The 17,009-nt window shown below is 66.0% G+C and carries 19 protein-coding genes; 16 read left to right on the top strand and 3 right to left on the bottom strand.

Annotated elements, in window-relative coordinates:
- Nucleotides 1–36 precede the first annotated feature (36 nt).
- The 3 genes from tilS to J4O76_RS14990 all read left to right on the top strand — a co-directional run bounded on the left by tilS (nt 37) and on the right by J4O76_RS14990 (nt 3,532).
- The gene (gene tilS / locus J4O76_RS15000; protein ID WP_426282637.1) at nt 37–1,002 is read left to right on the top strand and encodes a tRNA lysidine(34) synthetase TilS; all 966 of its coding nucleotides are present in this window, start codon (nt 37–39) and stop codon (nt 1,000–1,002) included.
- Nucleotides 1,003–1,102: 100 nt separating this feature from the next.
- Nucleotides 1,103–3,091, top strand: coding sequence for an ATP-dependent zinc metalloprotease FtsH (gene ftsH, locus J4O76_RS14995; protein WP_133018508.1), 1,989 nt, complete (start codon nt 1,103–1,105; stop codon nt 3,089–3,091).
- Between the two features lie 63 nt (nt 3,092–3,154).
- Complete coding sequence (locus J4O76_RS14990) at nt 3,155–3,532, top strand: hypothetical protein (RefSeq protein ID WP_235518258.1); 378 nt, start codon at nt 3,155–3,157, stop codon at nt 3,530–3,532.
- Nucleotides 3,533–3,665: 133 nt separating this feature from the next.
- Here J4O76_RS14990 and J4O76_RS14985 read toward each other — a convergent pair whose 3' ends face one another.
- Complete coding sequence (locus tag J4O76_RS14985) at nt 3,666–4,775, bottom strand: DUF3667 domain-containing protein (protein ID WP_426282634.1); 1,110 nt, start codon at nt 4,773–4,775, stop codon at nt 3,666–3,668.
- Nucleotides 4,776–4,852: 77 nt separating this feature from the next.
- On the opposite strand from J4O76_RS14985, the gene J4O76_RS14980 reads away from it, so the two are divergent.
- From J4O76_RS14980 to J4O76_RS14925, 12 genes are all read left to right on the top strand, one after another.
- Complete coding sequence (locus J4O76_RS14980) at nt 4,853–6,115, top strand: glutamate-5-semialdehyde dehydrogenase (protein ID WP_426282632.1); 1,263 nt, start codon at nt 4,853–4,855, stop codon at nt 6,113–6,115.
- A gap of 31 nt (nt 6,116–6,146) precedes the next feature.
- Nucleotides 6,147–6,401, top strand: coding sequence for a hypothetical protein (locus J4O76_RS14975; protein WP_426282630.1), 255 nt, complete (start codon nt 6,147–6,149; stop codon nt 6,399–6,401).
- Nucleotides 6,398–6,682, top strand: coding sequence for a type II toxin-antitoxin system RelE/ParE family toxin (locus tag J4O76_RS14970; protein WP_426282628.1), 285 nt, complete (start codon nt 6,398–6,400; stop codon nt 6,680–6,682). Before J4O76_RS14975 ends, J4O76_RS14970 begins: the two co-directional genes overlap by 4 nt.
- Nucleotides 6,679–7,293, top strand: coding sequence for a nicotinate-nucleotide adenylyltransferase (locus tag J4O76_RS14965; RefSeq protein WP_426282626.1), 615 nt, complete (start codon nt 6,679–6,681; stop codon nt 7,291–7,293). Before J4O76_RS14970 ends, J4O76_RS14965 begins: the two co-directional genes overlap by 4 nt.
- A gap of 1 nt (nt 7,294) precedes the next feature.
- Nucleotides 7,295–7,702 carry a ribosome silencing factor gene (gene rsfS / locus J4O76_RS14960; protein WP_056061225.1) on the top strand — a complete coding sequence of 136 codons (408 nt, stop codon included), beginning with the start codon at nt 7,295–7,297 and terminating at the stop codon, nt 7,700–7,702.
- Nucleotides 7,703–7,732: 30 nt separating this feature from the next.
- Complete coding sequence (locus tag J4O76_RS14955) at nt 7,733–8,155, top strand: 23S rRNA (pseudouridine(1915)-N(3))-methyltransferase RlmH (RefSeq protein ID WP_426282625.1); 423 nt, start codon at nt 7,733–7,735, stop codon at nt 8,153–8,155.
- A gap of 3 nt (nt 8,156–8,158) precedes the next feature.
- Nucleotides 8,159–9,331 (top strand): murein hydrolase activator EnvC family protein, encoded by a 1,173-nt coding sequence (locus J4O76_RS14950; protein ID WP_426282623.1) that lies wholly within the window; start codon nt 8,159–8,161, stop codon nt 9,329–9,331.
- Nucleotides 9,332–9,617: 286 nt separating this feature from the next.
- Complete coding sequence (locus J4O76_RS14945) at nt 9,618–11,003, top strand: S41 family peptidase (protein WP_426282621.1); 1,386 nt, start codon at nt 9,618–9,620, stop codon at nt 11,001–11,003.
- A gap of 20 nt (nt 11,004–11,023) precedes the next feature.
- Nucleotides 11,024–11,506, top strand: a complete 483-nt coding sequence (locus J4O76_RS14940) for a disulfide bond formation protein B (RefSeq protein ID WP_426282619.1) — start codon at nt 11,024–11,026, stop codon at nt 11,504–11,506.
- The gene (locus J4O76_RS14935; RefSeq protein ID WP_056051676.1) at nt 11,503–12,039 is read left to right on the top strand and encodes a demethoxyubiquinone hydroxylase family protein; all 537 of its coding nucleotides are present in this window, start codon (nt 11,503–11,505) and stop codon (nt 12,037–12,039) included. The genes J4O76_RS14940 and J4O76_RS14935 overlap by 4 nt, the downstream gene beginning before the upstream one ends.
- Before the next feature lie 62 nt (nt 12,040–12,101).
- Nucleotides 12,102–12,620: a hypothetical protein gene (locus J4O76_RS14930; protein WP_426282617.1), complete on the top strand. Its 519-nt coding sequence runs from the start codon at nt 12,102–12,104 to the stop codon at nt 12,618–12,620.
- Between the two features lie 536 nt (nt 12,621–13,156).
- Nucleotides 13,157–13,849: a DJ-1/PfpI family protein gene (locus J4O76_RS14925; RefSeq protein ID WP_426282615.1), complete on the top strand. Its 693-nt coding sequence runs from the start codon at nt 13,157–13,159 to the stop codon at nt 13,847–13,849.
- Here the strand turns inward: J4O76_RS14925 and J4O76_RS14920 are convergent.
- Nucleotides 13,840–14,472: a DedA family protein gene (locus J4O76_RS14920; RefSeq protein WP_426282613.1), complete on the bottom strand. Its 633-nt coding sequence runs from the start codon at nt 14,470–14,472 to the stop codon at nt 13,840–13,842. The genes J4O76_RS14925 and J4O76_RS14920 overlap by 10 nt on opposite strands.
- 79 nt (nt 14,473–14,551) lie before the next feature.
- Between J4O76_RS14920 and J4O76_RS14915 the strand changes: the two genes are divergently transcribed.
- Nucleotides 14,552–15,349 (top strand): aldo/keto reductase, encoded by a 798-nt coding sequence (locus tag J4O76_RS14915; protein ID WP_426282611.1) that lies wholly within the window; start codon nt 14,552–14,554, stop codon nt 15,347–15,349.
- A gap of 148 nt (nt 15,350–15,497) precedes the next feature.
- Here the strand turns inward: J4O76_RS14915 and J4O76_RS14910 are convergent, their stop codons facing one another.
- Entirely contained in the window at nt 15,498–16,883 is a 1,386-nt protein-coding gene (locus J4O76_RS14910) for a UdgX family uracil-DNA binding protein (RefSeq protein WP_426282609.1), read from the bottom strand.
- Between the last annotated feature and the right edge of the window lie 126 nt (nt 16,884–17,009).

The raw sequence follows: 17,009 nt of genomic DNA, 5'->3' as shown, positions 1-17,009 counted from the left end.
GGGGAGGATCAGCATCCTCGTCACGGCCCCCACCGCATGACAGAAGAAGGCCGCCGCTTCGCCGCCGACTTCGCGCGCCTCGCAAGCGACATCACCAACCCGCTGTTCGCCGTCTCCGGCGGCCCCGACAGCATGGCGATGCTCACGCTTGCGCACGAAGCACTCCCTCCCGGCTTCACGGTCGCGAGCATCGATCACCGCGTCCGCCCCGAAGCGGCGGAGGAGTCCGCGATGGTCGCCGCGCATTGCGCAACGCTCGGCATCCCCCACGCCACGCTCGCCCCCAGCGAACCGATCACCGGTGCCAGCATCCAGGCGCAGGCCCGCACCACCCGCTACGCCCTCCTCACCGACCACGCCCGCGCGATCGGGGCAGGGGCGCTCGTCACCGGCCATCACGCCGACGACCAGGCCGAAACCTTCCTCATGCGCGCCGCCCGCGGGTCAGGGTTAGCCGGCTTGGCTGGGGTCCGAGCGCGCACGGAAGTCCACGGCGTCACCGTGATCCGCCCCTTGCTCGACTGGCGCCGCGCCGAACTCCGCGCGATCGTCCGCCGTGCGGAAGTACCGTTCTTCGACGATCCCTCGAACCACGACGACCGCCACGATCGCACCCGCTTCCGCCGGTTGCTCGACCAGAACGAATGGCTCGGCACGCCCAACCTCGCGCGCGCCGCCGCCGCGCTCGCCGAGACCGACACCGACGTCCGCGCGATGGTCGACTGGATCTGGACCGAACGCGCGAAGGTCGGCGGCAGCGAAGTGAAGCTCGCGGTCGAGAAGCTGCCCCGCGAAATCCTCCGCCGCCTCGCCCGTCGCGCGATCGGCACGGTCCGCACCGACGCCGGCATCGTGGCGCCCGAATGGACCGAGGCCGCCAACATCGAAAGCCTCCTCGACTCGTTGATGGCCGGCAAACGGACCACTCAAGCCGGTATCATCGCCAGCGGTCGCGGCGACGTCTGGCGCTTCCGCGAGGCACCACCGCGCAGAACCGCTTAGCGCGCCCGTCCGTTCACACTGATCAACGCAAGTCGCGCGTTGTTCCATTGCCATTAACCTGCGCACGCTTATCTTGTGCGGTGAAAGGTATCGTGCACCCATGAGCGACAACGACAACCGCGGTCAGAAGCCCCAGGGCCCCGGAAACGGCGGCCCCGAGAACGGCGGCGGCAATCCTTGGATGAAGAGCCTGTTGATCTGGGTCGGCATCCTGCTCGCGCTGGCGCTGTTCGTGACCATGTTCGACGGCCGCACCGCGGCGTCGGGTGGCAATACGATCGCGTATTCGGCGTTCCTCGACAAGGTCGATGAGGGCACCGTCAAGGACGTCAACATCTCGCGCGATATCATCTCGGGGACATTGTCCTCGGGCGAGAAGTTCAAGTCGTATCCGATTCCGGACTCGACGCTCGTGCCAAAGCTGCGCGAGAAGGGCGTATCGATCAGCGCGAAGCCAGAAGAGGGCCCGTCGATGCTGGCGCTGCTCCTCTATCAGTCGCTGCCGTTCCTGCTGTTCCTCGGCATCGCATTTTTCGTCCTGAAGCAGATGCAGAAGAACTCTGGCTCGGGCGCGATGGGCTTTGGCAAAAGCCGCGCGAAGATGCTGACGCAGAAGGAAGGCAAGGTCACCTTCCAGGACGTCGCTGGCATCGACGAGGCTCGCGAAGAGCTTGAGGAGATCGTCGAGTTCCTGAAGGATCCGACCAAGTTCGCACGCCTCGGCGGCAAGATCCCCAAGGGCGCGCTGCTGGTCGGTTCGCCCGGTACCGGCAAGACGTTGCTCGCCCGCGCGATCGCGGGTGAAGCTGGCGTGCCGTTCTTCACAATCTCGGGTTCCGATTTCGTCGAGATGTTCGTCGGCGTCGGTGCGAGCCGTGTCCGCGACATGTTCGAGCAGGCCAAGAAGTCCGCGCCGTGCATCGTCTTCATCGACGAAATCGATGCTGTAGGTCGTCATCGCGGTGCCGGTCTCGGCAACGGTAACGACGAGCGCGAGCAGACGCTGAACCAGCTGCTCGTCGAAATGGACGGCTTCGAGGCGAACGAAGGCATCATCATCATCGCCGCGACCAACCGTCCCGACGTGCTCGACCCCGCGCTGCTACGTCCGGGCCGTTTCGATCGCCAGGTCACCGTGCCGCGGCCGGACATCGAGGGTCGCATCAAGATCCTCGAAGTCCACATGAAGAAGGTGCCGCTCGCGCCCGACGTCGACGCGCGAGTCATCGCTCGTGGTACGCCCGGCTTCTCGGGTGCCGATCTCGCCAACCTCGTCAACGAAGCGGCGCTGCACGCCGCGCGCAAGGGCAAGCGTCTGGTGGCGATGGCGGAGTTCGAGGAGGCCAAGGACAAGGTCATGATGGGCGCAGAACGTCGCAGCATGGTCATGACCGACGACGAGAAGCGGATGACCGCGTATCACGAGGCCGGTCATGCGGTCGTCGCGATGCACGAGGCTGCTTCGGATCCAATTCACAAGGCGACGATCATTCCGCGCGGTCGTGCGCTGGGTATGGTCATGCGTCTGCCGGAGCGCGACTCGTACAGCTACCACCGCGACAAGATGTACGCGAACCTCGCGGTATCGATGGGTGGCCGGGTCGCCGAGGAAGTCATCTTCGGCTACGACAAGGTCTCGAGCGGCGCCTCGGGCGACATCCAGTACGCCACAGGTCTGGCACGCGACATGGTCACGCGCTGGGGCATGTCGGACAAGGTCGGCCCGCTGGAATACGGCGAGCCCGAGGGCGAGTCGTTCCTGGGTTACTCGTCGAGCCGTCCGTCGCGCATGTCGAACCAGACTGCGCAGTTGATCGACGACGAGATCAAGCGGATCGTCGAAGGCGGTCTCGACCGCGCCAAGCAGGTGCTGAGCGATCATGTCGACCAGCTTCACACCGTGGCCGGCGCCCTGCTCGAATTCGAGACGCTGACCGGTGACGAGATCAAGAAGCTGATCGCCGGCGAAGATCTCGATCGTCCGGATCCGGGTGCGAAGGCGTCGACCGTCCCGCGTGCGGGTACGTCGATCCCCAAGACCCGGCGCCCCTCGGGTCCGTTCGGTACGCCAACACCGTTAGGGGCGTGATCCGGTTCACCGGGCAGTCACCTAAGTAGCTCTATGGGCGGTCTTTTCTCGGAAAGGCCGCCCATGTCGTATTCGCGTTCCAAGGCTGTCGTCGCAGCATTGCTCATGGTCGGCGCGGCAATGCCGGCAAGCGCGGCGATGACCGTCGGCACTTTCCTGGCCCGCGCCAACGCGTTGCGTGACCAGGGCCCGATGGCGCTCATGTCACCCGACCTTCCCGCACTGAAGGCCGAAGCCAAGGCCGCAACCAATCAGTTGAAGGCAGAACGCGCCGCCCGCGCCGCCGCCGGCAAGCCACCGATCGCCTGCGTTCCGGAAGGCGAGTCCGTCGGCATCATGGACATGCTCGACGGCCTCAACGAACTCCCCGCCAGCTACCAGAAGCGCCCGCTTAAGGACGGCTACGCCCGCGTCCTGGCGAACCTCTACCCCTGCCGCTGAGGTGGGTGGGGGAGGTTGAAGAGGTCTTCTTTCATCCGTTCGCCCTGAGCGAAGTCGAAGGGCATGCCCCGCACGCAGGCGCTTCAACTTCGCTCAGCACGAACGGGAGTTGGTAGAGCTCGCCTGATAACGTTCAGTCCGTCAACCCATGCAGTAACAACAGCACGATAAACGCGAGCAACACCGTAAACGCGAACGTCAGCAGCGCGACCGTCCGCCACGCCGCCGACCGCTTCCGCAGCGAATACGCCCCACGAAGCTGCGCAAACATATGGACTGGCGGCACGCACATCGCCGCCATCACTATCCAGCCCTCAGCGACGCCGATTACGCCCGCGATGATCAGCACGATCGTCAGCAGCATCATGAACGCTAGCGAATAGGTCACGAAGATAGCGTGGTCGTAAAGGTGATGTTGGCGTCGCCAGAGGAAAAGAAGCGCCATGAATGGCACGGATAACGGAATCAGGCCCCAGCTGTATTTATACGCGCTGGTCTGCAGCTTGTAGAACATCAGGCCCGGATTGCCGTTCGCCTTGGCGATCCCGTGGTCGAGCCGTTCCCAGCCGGTCTTGAAGTCGCCCAGGTCGACCAGCGTACCGTTGGCGCCGCCATTCTGCATATCCGCGGCGACCCCGAGCGCTCGGACAGTGGTACGCAGCGCGCTCGCCTGACGATCGAGCGTCGCAAGCTGTTCCCCCGAATATTTGGCGGGTGCACGCTTCGCAACCTGCTGCTGCGCCTCGACTTTGTTCAGCGCGAGACGAGCCCTGGCGGCCTCGTGTGCATAGTCGGACGTCTTGCCGGTTCGCTCGTCCCGGATGAAGTCCTTCGTCATTTCCCCGCCGACCGCGCCGATCGTCGCGAACATCAGGAAGACGGTGAACAGGAACAGCGCCAGCGGCGAAACGAACCGCGCCCGCTCGCCATTGACGTACCGCCGCGTGAGCGCACCCGGATGCAGCACCAGCAACGGCAAGGTCCGCCATATCTTGCCTTCGAAATGGAAAACCCCGTGCGCGATCTCATGCCCGATCCCGCCGAGCGAGCGATGGACATGCGCCGATTGACCACACGCGTGGCAGTGCTCGCCCAACAACCGCGTCCCGCAATTCAGGCACAGCGCATCGGCCGGCCCATGGCCCGTATGCGTGCCATGGGCTTCCCCCGCGCTCGGTTCGAACGCGCGCCCGACGATTGTACCCGTGGCGACATCCGCCGCTGCCCCGATATCCCCAGTCATGCGTCCCCCTGCAATATCGGCAGCGTAACGAGTTCGCGACGTTGGCGCGAGAGGCTTCGCATGGTACCGCGTGCGGCATGGCCGACGCAGAAAATCCGACCGAAATGATCGCCGAAATGGGCGCACGCGCGCGCTCTGCCGCGCTGGTTCTGGCAGCGATATCGTCGGCGCTTAAAGCCGCGGCGCTCGCATTGGCGGCAAAGTCGATCCGGGCGGCATCTGCTGAGATCGTTGCGGCGAACGCCGAGGACATGACGCGCGCGCGCGAGGCAGGTCTGTCGGGTGCGCTGCTCGATCGTTTGCGGCTTGACGAAGCGCGGGTCGCGGCGATGGCTGACGGCGTCGCGGCCGTGGCAGCGCTGGTGGATCCGGTTGGGCAGGTTATTGGCTCGAGCGCGCGCCCAAATGGCCTGAAGCTCTCGCGCGTCCGTGTGCCGATCGGCGTCATCGGCATCATTTACGAGAGCCGCCCCAACGTCACCGCCGACGCTGCCGCGCTCTGCGTGATGGCCGGTAACGCGGCGATCCTGCGCGGCGGGTCGGAAGCGGTGAAGAGCAATCGCGCGATCCACGCGGCACTGGTCGCGGGGCTGAAGGCGGGCGGGGTGCCCGTCGACGCGGTGCAACTCGTGCCGACCACCGATCGCGCGGCAGTCGGCGCGATGCTGAAGGCGGACGGGGTGATCGACCTGATCATCCCCCGCGGCGGCAAGAGTCTCGTCGCGCGTGTCCAGGCCGAAGCACGCGTCCCCGTCCTCGCGCATCTCGACGGCATCAACCATGTCTTCGTGCATGCGTCGGCGGACCCGGCGATGGCCGAGGCCGTCGTCGTCGACGCGAAGATGCGCCGCACCGGCGTCTGCGGTTCGATGGAGACGCTCCTGATCGACCGGGGTTATGCCAACGCACCCGCCTTGATTCGACGTCTTGCAGCAACGGGCTGCGAGGTCCGCGGCGACGCAAGCGCGCGCGCCCTCGTTCCCGAGATCGCAGCCGCCAATGCCGCCGACTGGGACACCGAATATCTCGACGCGATCGCTTCGGTCGCGATCGTCGACGGCATTGACGCGGCGGTTGCGCATATCGCTCGCCACGGCTCGCATCACACCGATGCGATCGTCGCGGAGGATGCGACCGTCGCCGAGCGCTTCCTCGCCGCGATCGACAGCGCAATCGTCCTCTGGAACGCCTCCACCCAGTTCGCCGACGGTGGCGAGTTCGGCCTCGGCGCTGAGATCGGCATCGCCACCGGCCGCCTCCACGCCCGCGGTCCGGTCGCGCTCGAGGGCCTCACCACCTACAAATGGATCGGCCGCGGCACCGGCCAGGTGCGCGGTTGATAAAGCCCGGTCAGAGGCATATCCTCGCCGCATGACGGAAGGTGCTTCGCTGACCCTGGAACTCGACACGGCTTCGCTGGCTTCGCTAAAGGCCGCGGCTGCTTGGCGCGACATGACGGTCGATGCGTATGTGAAGTCGGTCGTCGAGACCGCCACGCAAATGGATATCCAGCTCGCAGCCTTTGTGCAGGAAGGTATCGACGATATCGATGCCGGTCGTTCCTACACCCAGGAACAAGTCGAATCGTGGTTCGAGGCGCGTCACCGCGACATAGCGGCCGAGTGAGGCGTGCGATCTGGTCCGCGTCGGCGCTCGCGGATCTCGGTGAAGTCGATCGGTATCTTCGAGAGTATTCGGCGGATCATGCGCGCCGCGTCGGCGGCATGGCAGTCGCTGCGGTACGTCTGTTGGCTGACAACCCGTATCTGGGGCCAGTCGCTAACGGCGATCTCAGGAAATGGTCGATCCGTGGAACGGAGTATCTGATTCTTTACCGTCCGATGGCGACCGGCGTCGACGTGGTTCGCCTAATGCACGCCAAGCAAGACCGGCCTTTCCAGCTTTGACCGACGTCGGCATTCTCGGCGGGTCGTTCAATCCCGCACACCGTGGCCACCGCGGCATCACGTTGGCAGCACTCGACGCGCTCGCGCTCGACGAGGCGTGGTGGCTGGTGTCGCCCGGCAACCCGCTCAAGGACGCGGCGAACGACATGGCGCCGCTCGCCGCGCGTCTCGCCTCGGCGCGACGGATGGCTCGCCGCGCGCCGATCCGCGCGACCGATATCGAGGCGCGGCTCCACACCCGCTACACGCTCGACACAATCCGCAAGCTCAAGCGGCGCTACCCCAAGATCCGGTTCATCTGGTTGATGGGGGCGGACAATCTCGCCGACTTCCATCGGTGGAAGAACTGGCGGCAGATCGCCCGCGAGGTTCCGATTGCGGTAATCGCGCGTCCGGGATATGACGGGCGCGCACTCGCGGCCCCCGCGATGGGTTGGCTGCGGCGCTTCCAACGGCGCACAGACCATGCGAAGAGCTGGACGACGTGGAGATTGCCGGCCCTCGTGCTGTTGCGCTTCCGACCCGACCCGACCTCCGCAACCGGCCTGCGCGCCGAAAATCCCGACTGGGCCCAGCACGTTGCTGGCTCGGTAGTCTTACCCAGGAGCTGACTTGGCCACTTCCCCTACTGCCCCTCGCGCGACCGACCCCGAAGAGGTTGAGGCGCTGCATCGCCTGATCCTCGCGTCGCTCGACGACGACCAGGCGGTCGAGACCATCTCGATCCCGCTCGCGGGCAAGACCAGCATCGCCGATTACATGGTGATCGCCAGCGGTCGTTCGACCCGCCAGGTCGCCTCGATGGCGCAGAAGCTGGCCGAGCGGATCAAGGCCGAGTTTAAGCGCCCGGTTAAGATCGAAGGCCTGCCGACCGCGGACTGGGTGCTGATCGACGCGACCGACGTAATCGTCCACCTGTTCCGCCCCGAAGTCCGCAGCTTCTACAATCTGGAGCGGATGTGGGCATTCGGCGACGCACCGGCGCCGCCACCCGTGCCGACCTTCACCGACGAAGACTAAACTGACTTCGAGGCGGCCCCAGGTCGGATCATGCTGCTCCACATCGTCGCCCGCGGTCGGATCGGGCGCTCGCCCGAGGCCGACCTCGTCGACCGCTATCTGAAGAGGATCGTCTGGCCGACCAAGGTCAGCGAGCTCCCCGACACCGGCGGCAAGATTCCGCTCGTCGGCGAGCAGACTAGGCGCATCCTGCTCGACGAGAAGGGCGAGACGCTGTCCTCGACGCAGTTCGCGCAAAAGCTCGAGCGTTGGCGCGACGACGGCGTGCGCGAGGCGCGGTTCATGATCGGGGCGGCTGACGGCTTCGACGACGCGGCGCGCGAGGAGGCGGACCTGCTGTTCTCGTTCGGCCGCGCGACCTGGCCCCATCTGCTGGCGCGCGCGATGCTCGCCGAACAACTCTTCCGCGCCACCAGCATCCTTGCCAACCACCCCTATCACCGCGAAGGGTGATGCATGAGGATGGGGGGCGTTCTCGCGATCGCGGCGCTGTTCGCGGCGGCGGGCGTAACTGCACAGACTGACGCGCCCGAGTTGGCGAGCGAACAGCAACGCCTGGTCGCTGCCAAACGCGATGCGGTAATCGCCACTGCCCATGCCGCCAAACTCGTCGCCGCGGCCACGCGGGAACGCAACGCGGCCGACAAGGCGCGCCGTGAGGAACTGGCGCTCGCTGCACGCGTGACCGCCGCCGAAGCGAACCTCGCAACCGCCAGCGCCCGCGTGGCGCTAGTCGACCGCCTCCTGTCCGATCAGCGCGCCAAGCTCGGCCGCGCGCAAGCCCCCGTCGCCCGCCTACTCGCGGCGCTGGAATCGCTGGCCCGCCGCCCGACGATCGTCGCGGTCGCGCAGCCGGGATCGGTCGACGACCTCGTCCATGTCCGCGCAGTGCTCGGCAGCGCGCTTCCCGTGGTGCGCCAGCGTACCGAGGCCGTTCGCACCGAACTCGCCGAGACGCGGCGGTTGCAGGCCAGCGCGACGCTCGCCGCCAAGGCGCTCGCCGACGGCCGTGCGCGTCTGGAGAACGATCGCATCGCGCTGGCCACCTTGGAGGCGCGTCATCGCCAGCGCAGCCAGTCGCTCGGCCGCGGCGCGCTAAGCGAGTCCGATCGCGCGCTGGCGCTCGGCGAACGCGCGCGCGATCTGGTCGACGGGATGGCCGCCACCACCAACGCCAAGGCGACCGCAGCCAGCCTGATCGCGCTCCCCGGTCCGCTCCCCCGCCCGATCGCGCCCGGTACGACGCCCCCGGCGCCACCGAGCGGGGTGTACCGCACGCCGGTAGCGGGCAGGCTCGTCACCGGTTTCGACGAAGTCTCGGACGCCGGAGTCCGATCGCGCGGCCTGACCTTCGCCACCGCTCCCAGTGCGTGCGTCGTCGCGCCTGCTGCAGGGACGATCCGCTACGCCCGCCGCTTTCGCGACTACGGGGTTATCGTCATCGTCGACCACGCCGATGGTTGGACCAGCCTCGTCACCGGCCTCGCGGCAACCTCCGCAAAGCCCGGCGACCGTGTCACGATGGGCGCCCCGCTCGGCACCGCCCCCCGCCAAGACCCGCGCATCACCGTCGAACTCCGCCGCCGGGGTCGCCCGGTCGATGTCGCTTCGTTGATAGGACCCAGCTGATCAGCCAAATCCGATGGGCGCAGCTTTCGATCCCCCCCCGCAAGGGGGAGGTGTCGCCGAAGGTGACGGAAGGGGAGGACACGGAGCAGCGGTAATCTCTTACCGCCCCCTCCGTCTGGCAAGTGCCAGCCACCTCCCCCTGGCGGGGGAGGATCGAAAGCCCCCCCAGTCAGCCCTCATTAACCCCCACGCGCCTTCACTCCGCGCGCGCGTTGCCGCCAGCGTTCCGCTACGCTACGCCGTCACGACCGTACGACACGTCTTTTCTCAGGTTGCAGGACCATCGATGCCTCGTCCTATACTGCGTACCCCGTTCCTTGCCGCGACTGCGATCGTCGGCGCGCTGACGCTGATCCCATTGGCCACCTCCGCGATGGCGGCAGTCGACACCGACACGTACCGCGAGTTCGACCAGTTCCTCGACGTCTTCAACCGCGTGAAGGCGGAATATGTCGACAAGGTCGATGACAAGACGCTGATCAAGGGCGCGATCCAGGGCATGCTCGCCAGCCTCGATCCGCACTCCAGCTATGTCGATGCGCTCGACTACGAAAACCTCCGGATTATGACCGAGGGCAATTACGGCGGTCTCGGGCTGACGGTGCAGATGGAGGACGGTGCGATCAAGGTCGTCGCCCCGCAGGAGGATTCCCCCGCTGCCCGCGCCGGCGTCAAATCCGGCGACTACATCACGCATATCGACGGCAAGCTGATCTACGGCGATTCGCTCGACGAGGCGGTCGGCAAGATGCGCGGCAAGCCCGGTAGCAAGATCACGCTGGGCCTCGTCCGCCCAGGCCGCGACAAGCCGCTCGACGTGACGATGATGCGCGAGATCATCGTCCAGAAGCCGGTGAAGTGGGAAGTCCGCGGCGACGTCGGCTATATCAACATCAACACGTTCAGCGAAAACACCGGCGCCGACACCCGCGCGGCGATCATGGCGATCGACAAGTCGCTTGGCCACCGCCCGCTCGGCTATGTCGTCGACCTCCGCGAGAATGGCGGCGGGCTCCTGACCCAGGCGATCGAGGTGAGCGACGCGTTCCTCGATCATGGCGAGATCGTCTCGCAGCGCGGCCGCGAGAAGACCGATATCGAGCGCTATTACGCCAAGCCCGGCGACGACGCGCACGGCCTGCCGGTCGTCGTCCTCACCGATCCCGGCACCGCGTCCGCGTCCGAGATCGTCGCCGGCGCGCTCCAGGATCACCACCGCGCGCTGATCATGGGCGAGCGCAGCTTCGGCAAGGGCTCGGTCCAGACCGTGCTCCAGCTCGGCCCCGAGACCGCACTGCGGCTGACCACCGCGCGCTACTTCACGCCGTCCGGCCGATCGGTGCAGGAGGGCGGGATCGAGCCCGACATCAAGGTGCCGCAGCTCACCGACCCCGACTACAAGTCGCGCCCGGTGTTCCGCGAGGCCGATCTCCGGAAACACCTGATCAACGAGGTGAAGGCCGACAACGCGGTGCTCGAGGAGGATACCAAGACCGATCCGCGCTTCTCGCAGACGCCCGACCAGTTGAAGAAGCAGGGCATCGACGATTTCCAGCTCTATTACGCGCTGAAGACCGTCGCGCGCCTCGGTGGCCCGGTGCAGGTCGCCGCCGCGACGAAGCCGCGGCCGATCAAGCCCGATGCCGACGCCGCCAAGGCAGCCACCAAGTGAGCGTGCGTCGCGGGTTGGGCATGACCAAGAACGAAGAGATCGCGCGTGCCATCGCGCTCCTGCTGCCGGCGTTCCTGCTGCTCGGTGCGCTCGGCTCGCAATATCTCGGCGGGCTGTATCCGTGCGAGATGTGCCACTGGCAGCGCTGGCCGCATTATTCCGCGGTGCTGATCGCGGGCGCGACGTTCTTCGTCCCCGGCCGTTCGCTGCGGGCGTCGCTGGTGATCATCGCCGGGCTGTTGATCGGCCTCAGCGGTCTGATCGGCGTCGCGCATGCCGGCGTCGAATATTACTGGTGGAACGGCTTCACCGCCTGCACCACGACCGTCTCGATGGCCGGCACGACCGCCGCCGAGCGACTCGCCGCGATCATGAATGCGCCGATGGTGCGCTGCGATTCGCCACAGTGGAAACTGCTCGGAATCTCGCTCGCCGGCTTCAACGCCATCTTTTCCCTCGTCGGTGCGTTCACCATATTCGCACTCATGAGGAAGACGAGATGAGCGGCTGGAAGCCAGGAGACGCCAAGCGGGCGACGGACTCAATGATCCGGGTCGACCAGGCCGGAGAGTACGGCGCGATCCGCATTTATGCGGGTCAGTTGGCTGTGCTTGGCGACCGCCACCCGGCGTCGCGCTCGATCCATCACATGGCGCAGCAAGAGGAACGCCACCGCGCTTTCTTCGACAAGATGATCGTCGATCGCCGCGTGCGGCCGACCGTTCTGCAGCCGATTTGGAAAGTCGCTGGCTTCGCGCTTGGCGCGGTGACCGCGGCGATCAGCCCACGAGCGGCGATGGCGTGCACGGCGGCGGTCGAGACTGAAATTGACAAGCATTACGAAGAGCAACTCGTTCAGCTTGGCGCCAGCGACCCCGAGCTATCGGCAGCCATTCTCGATTTTCAGGCCGAGGAACTCGAGCACAAGGCCACCGCGATCGCCGCAGGGGCGGAGGAGACGCCGGGTTATCCGGTATTGAGTGCCGCGATCCGGCTCGGCTGCAAGGTTGCGATCGCGACTGCCAAGCGGATCTGAGATGCGGCCGATACAATGAGATACGGCCAGTGACTGAAGTACGGATTGTGGGAGTGATGCGTATGAAAATGCTTTTTGCGACGGCGTTGCTCGTCGCCGGACCCGTTGCGGCGCAGACGGCGCAATCTGCTCGCCCTGTAGCGCCGCCAACGCTGGCGCAGATACCCGCCAAGGGACCGACGCTGGCACCGGCTCTGCCCGGTGCTACCGGCAAGGCCAAACCGATTTCCGCCCCCGGCGAAGTCTCGCGCAGTGCGCCTGTCAACGGCGTCCTGACGCTATTCGGCAACGAGCGCTGCCCGACCAACCAGAACGGTGAAGAGATCGTCGTCTGCGTCCGTCGCAGCGCGCAGGAGCAATACCGCGTCCCCAAGGAACTCCGCGAGTTCGTCGTCACGCCCGAAAATGCAAGCTGGGCAACCAAGGCACAGGGCACGATGGACGCCGGGTCGGGCGTCAGCACGATCGGAAGCTGCTCGGCGGTCGGCGCAGGCGGCGCCACCGGCTGCTTCGGTCAGCGGGTGCGAGAATCGCGGCTTGAGAACAAGACGCGCGCGGCAGAAGTCCCCGTCCTCCCGTAAACCCGTCGTAAACGACAACGCCATTACTTCCCCCCTCCCTGAAAGGGAGAGGCAGGGGTGGGTCGGCTTTTCGCACCGCTTACCGTCCCCCTGGCGCACAAAAGGGGGCAAACGGATGGGCTAACATCCGGAAATCGAAAACCGTCCCCGCCCGATCCGCGCCGATGGTTACGAAAAAGACTTCTCGCCTACTCTGCAATTTTTCTTGCCGCCGTCATGACCGCGCTGATGCTCGGGACGTGGCTGTTCGCCTGACACCCGCGCGCGCTGTTTTAGACGTAACTGTCCTACAGGCGGATGGAGTGGCATGATGCGCGAATGACGTCGGCAGCCATCCGGAGTGCATTCGCTAAAACCGCCCCCTACGGTGCGTCGGGCGCAACCGAAAATACTGCACCAGCGTCTGCACTTTCTGCACTTCGGGCGAGCGCGATCATTGCACGTTGCCGGACTCGCGCTGTTTTTCAGCGAGTTAGGCCGATTCGGAGCGATTTCGCGATGCTTGATCGTAAGAACCTATCGCAAGGAGCAATCACATGACCGAGCCGCTGGGCATCGCCTTCCTGCTGTTCCCGAACGTGACGCAGCTTGACCTGACCGGCCCTGCGCAGGTTCTGTCGCGGCTCGGCAACGCTCGGCTCGATCTTGTCTGGAAGACGCTGGAGCCGGTCCCGACCGACGCCGGTTTCTCGATCCTGCCGACCGCGACCTTTGCGGACGTGCCGTATGCCGACATTCTCTGCGTGCCCGGCGGTTTCGGCATAAACGGCGTGATCGCCGACGACGAGGCGATGGCGTGGGTCCAGACGGTCGGCGCCGAAGCGACGTGGGTTACGAGCGTGTGCACCGGCTCGCTGATTCTCGGCGCGGCGGGGTTGCTCCATGGTTACCGCGCCAGTTGCCACTGGGCGCAACGCGACATGCTGACTCTGTTCAACGCCATCCCGGTCGACGCGCGGACCGTGGTCGATCGCAACCGCGTGACCGGCGGCGGTGTCACCGCAGGGATCGACTTCGCACTGACGCTGACCGCGATGATCCGTGGCGAGGCACATGCTCGAGCGGTGCAACTCGGTCTGGAATATGACCCCGCGCCGCCATTCGACAGCGGTTCACCCGCCAAGGCCGGTCCCAAGATCGTCGCGGCGTATCAGCGCCGCATGCAGTCGATCGTTCCCACCCGCGACGACGATCTGCGCGCGTTAGCAAAGCTCCGTGGTTACGAGTGACGCTTCAGACCGCGTACCCGGTGCCAGACATAGAAGCCGACCAGCGCGATCAGGGCGACGCCGATCAGCAGGTCGGCGCTGTGGAACGCGGCCTTGACGCGCGGATCGCTGTCCCACTTGTCGCCGAGCTTCATGCCGACCCACGCCAGCCCGAAGCACCACGGCCAAGACCCGATGAACGTGTAGACGTGGAACGGCACCAGCTTCATCCGCGCGACTCCGGCGGGGAAGGCGATGAACGAGCGGATCACCGGGAGCAGGCGGCCGATCAGCACCGCCATCGAGCCCCAGCGTGCGAAGAACCGGTCGGCTGCGTCAAGCTCGCCCGGTCCGATCAGGACGAAGCGACCCCAGCGCTCGGCCATCGGTCGGCCGCCGCGCTTGCCGACTTCGTAGGCTACTATCGAGCCAAGGTTGCACCCGATCGCGCCCGCGGTCGCGGCGAGATATAGGTCGAAGCGCCCGGTCGAGACGAGATAGCCGGCGAAGGGCATGATGATCTCGGACGGCAGCGGGATGCATGCGCTCTCGATCGCCATGAGCAAGGCGATGCCGACATAGCCACCCGACGAGATGACGCCGATCGTGAAGGTGGCCAGCACGGCCAGAATCTTTTCGAACATGGCTCGGTCGATTGCGCGAACCGGGCGACGAAGGGAAGAGCCAATCGGAACCGGCACGCGGTTCGTTCGCTGGTGCGGCATGACAGATCTCACACTCAACGACGGCCGCACGATGCCCCAGCTCGGCATGGGCACATGGCAGATCCCCGACAGTCAAGCCGCGGCGATCGTCCGCGCCGGGCTCGATATCGGCTTCCGCTTGGTCGACACCGCCGCAATCTACGACAACGAACGCGGTGTCGGCGATGGCTACAAGGGCTCGGATGCGTTCCTGACCACCAAGCTGTGGAATGATCGGCAGGGTGACGCCGAGGCAGCAATGGACGAGAGCCTTGCGCTGCTCGGTGTCGAGTCGGTCGACCTGTACCTGATGCACTGGCCGGTGCCGAAGCAGGACAAGTATATCGAAGCCTGGCAGGCGATGATCGCGCTGCGCGATGCCGGGAAGGCCAAGTCGATCGGCGTGTCGAACTTCCTGCCCGAGCATATCGATGCGATCGTCGCCGCAACCGGCGTGACCCCGGCGGTCAACCAGATCGAACTCCACCCGAATTTCCAGCAGCGCGAGCAGCGTGCGTATCATGAAGCGCATGGCGTCATAACGCAGAGCTGGAGCCCGTTGGGGCAGGGCAAGACGCTGTTGCAGGACAGCGCGATCGTTCGGATCGCCGACAAGCATGGTTGGAGTACAGCGCAGGTTATCCTGGCGTGGCATCTGGCGAATGGTTTTTCGGTCATCCCGAAGGCGTCGGATGCGGAGCATCTCGCTGACAATTTCGCGGCGTTGGATCTGACGCTGGACGACGAGGACATGGCTGCGATCGAAGCGCTCGACGACCCTGCTGGCCGGTTGGGACCAGAACCAAACTCGATGTGATCGGTGAATATGGCTATCCAGCCTCGCCCGTCCTCCTGACGAAAGTCAGGACCTAGGGTTACGAGGGAGAGCGGTTACGGCTCTGGGTCCTGACTTTCGTCAGGAGGACGGGCGGGGCAAGTTCAACTGGCAACGATGTCGCAGAAAATCAGCTGATCCGCCCGGCTACGACCCGCAAATCCTCGACAAACCGCGCATATTCCTCCGCCGCCTGCGCCGGGTCCGGTAGCCGCAGCAGATAGCTCGGATGCACCGTGATCCAAGCCTCGCCGCCATCCGGCAACTGCAACGCCCGCCCACGCTCGCGCCCGATCGTCATTACCTTGCCGAACAGCGACCGCGCCGCCGTCGCGCCCAGCGCCACCGTCACCTTTGGCTTGATCAGCATCTGCTCCTGCTCGATCCACCAGCGGCATGCGTCGATCTCGCCAGCGCCGGGCTTGGCGTGGATGCGTCGTTTGCCGCGCTGTTCGAATTTGAAGTGTTTCACCGCGTTGGTGACGTAGGCGCGGGAGCGGTCGACGCCGGCTTCGGTCATCGCCTTGTCGAACATCTGGCCGGCGGGGCCGACGAACGGGCGGCCGGCGATATCCTCTTGGTCGCCCGGCTGCTCGCCGACGAACATTAGTGGCGCGTCGACCGGGCCTTCGCCGAACACGGTTTGCGTCGCGGGCTTGTACAGAGGGCAGCGGGTGCAGCCGGCAGCTTCGTCACGCAGCGCTTCCCATGCGATCAGGCTGTTGCCGCCGACCGTGTCGCGCGCCTTCGCGATCATCCCGCTCTCCCGTGCCTGTGCCGCCGCCAGCAGGCCGGGCACCAGCGCGGTTTCAGGCATGTTCTTCCAGTATTTCTTCGGCATCTCCTTCAGCATCGCGCCGATCTTCACGCGCGCTGGGTTGAAGATGCTGGCGTAATAAGTCTTCCAGACTTCCTCGGTTGGGTCGCCATCGGGGGCGTCGGCCTTGCTCGCGCCGGGGCCTTCGCTGAGCGCCTTGCCGTCCCAGTGGATCGAGACCCCGGGCGTCAGGATCGACCAGCGCATGCTGGCGAAGCGGTTGACGAAGAACGCAGCGTTCGCGCGGACGATGTGATGATCGGGCTCGAACCACGCGACGAAGCGGATTCCGCCGTCTTCCTCGACTTCGCGGAAGCGGAGGAAGGCGCGCATCTTGTGGATGTCGCGACGGACGTCCTTGGCGATTCGGTCGAGGCGGCGGACGAGCGGATCGGCGCGATCCTCGATCAGTTTGGGTTCGCGGCGGAGGCGGAAAAGCAGCGTGTAGAGCAGGGCGAACCGTTCTGGGTCGCTGCCGAGGATGGCGCTGCGGGCCAGGTCGATGAAGGCGCGGGGGACTGAGAACGCGCCGGGGGGCGGGGCAGGGGCGGGTTCGGCGACGGTTGCGAACAGGTCGACTGGCTCGTCGCCGACTTGCCAGACGACGTCGTCGGGGGGGACGTCTTCGGCGATCAGGCCGCGCGCAGCGTCGCGCCAGCCGTCGAAGTCGTCCGGTTCGGACAGGGTTACGACGCGCATAATCCTCCCCGGCACGGGGAGGGGGACCGCGACGCGTAGCGGCGTGGTGGAGGGGGTTCACCACCAATGATACGCTCGTAGAAGCCCCCCTCCACCAGCTGTGCTGGTCCCCCTCCCCGTGCCGGG

Origin of the sequence: Sphingomonas sp. NFX23, from assembly GCF_049887795.1 — a bacterium.
GTDB lineage: Bacteria > Pseudomonadota > Alphaproteobacteria > Sphingomonadales > Sphingomonadaceae > Sphingomonas.
The sequence above is the reverse complement of the archived record's forward strand: the minus strand, read 5'-3'. Positions and strand labels throughout refer to the sequence as shown.

What these genes read in the sequence shown, in the direction of transcription:
- tilS (WP_426282637.1), top strand. Translation starts at nt 37, where the DNA reads ATGACAGAAGAAGGCCGCCGCTTCGCCGCCGACTTCGCGCGCCTCGCA.
- ftsH (WP_133018508.1), top strand. Translation starts at nt 1,103, where the DNA reads ATGAGCGACAACGACAACCGCGGTCAGAAGCCCCAGGGCCCCGGAAAC.
- J4O76_RS14990 (WP_235518258.1), top strand. Translation starts at nt 3,155, where the DNA reads ATGTCGTATTCGCGTTCCAAGGCTGTCGTCGCAGCATTGCTCATGGTC.
- J4O76_RS14985 (WP_426282634.1), bottom strand. Translation starts at nt 4,775, where the DNA reads ATGACTGGGGATATCGGGGCAGCGGCGGATGTCGCCACGGGTACAATC.
- J4O76_RS14980 (WP_426282632.1), top strand. Translation starts at nt 4,853, where the DNA reads ATGGCCGACGCAGAAAATCCGACCGAAATGATCGCCGAAATGGGCGCA.
- J4O76_RS14975 (WP_426282630.1), top strand. Translation starts at nt 6,147, where the DNA reads ATGACGGAAGGTGCTTCGCTGACCCTGGAACTCGACACGGCTTCGCTG.
- J4O76_RS14955 (WP_426282625.1), top strand. Translation starts at nt 7,733, where the DNA reads ATGCTGCTCCACATCGTCGCCCGCGGTCGGATCGGGCGCTCGCCCGAG.
- J4O76_RS14950 (WP_426282623.1), top strand. Translation starts at nt 8,159, where the DNA reads ATGAGGATGGGGGGCGTTCTCGCGATCGCGGCGCTGTTCGCGGCGGCG.
- J4O76_RS14945 (WP_426282621.1), top strand. Translation starts at nt 9,618, where the DNA reads ATGCCTCGTCCTATACTGCGTACCCCGTTCCTTGCCGCGACTGCGATC.
- J4O76_RS14940 (WP_426282619.1), top strand. Translation starts at nt 11,024, where the DNA reads ATGACCAAGAACGAAGAGATCGCGCGTGCCATCGCGCTCCTGCTGCCG.
- J4O76_RS14935 (WP_056051676.1), top strand. Translation starts at nt 11,503, where the DNA reads ATGAGCGGCTGGAAGCCAGGAGACGCCAAGCGGGCGACGGACTCAATG.
- J4O76_RS14930 (WP_426282617.1), top strand. Translation starts at nt 12,102, where the DNA reads ATGAAAATGCTTTTTGCGACGGCGTTGCTCGTCGCCGGACCCGTTGCG.
- J4O76_RS14925 (WP_426282615.1), top strand. Translation starts at nt 13,157, where the DNA reads ATGACCGAGCCGCTGGGCATCGCCTTCCTGCTGTTCCCGAACGTGACG.
- J4O76_RS14920 (WP_426282613.1), bottom strand. Translation starts at nt 14,472, where the DNA reads ATGTTCGAAAAGATTCTGGCCGTGCTGGCCACCTTCACGATCGGCGTC.
- J4O76_RS14915 (WP_426282611.1), top strand. Translation starts at nt 14,552, where the DNA reads ATGACAGATCTCACACTCAACGACGGCCGCACGATGCCCCAGCTCGGC.
- J4O76_RS14910 (WP_426282609.1), bottom strand. Translation starts at nt 16,883, where the DNA reads ATGCGCGTCGTAACCCTGTCCGAACCGGACGACTTCGACGGCTGGCGC.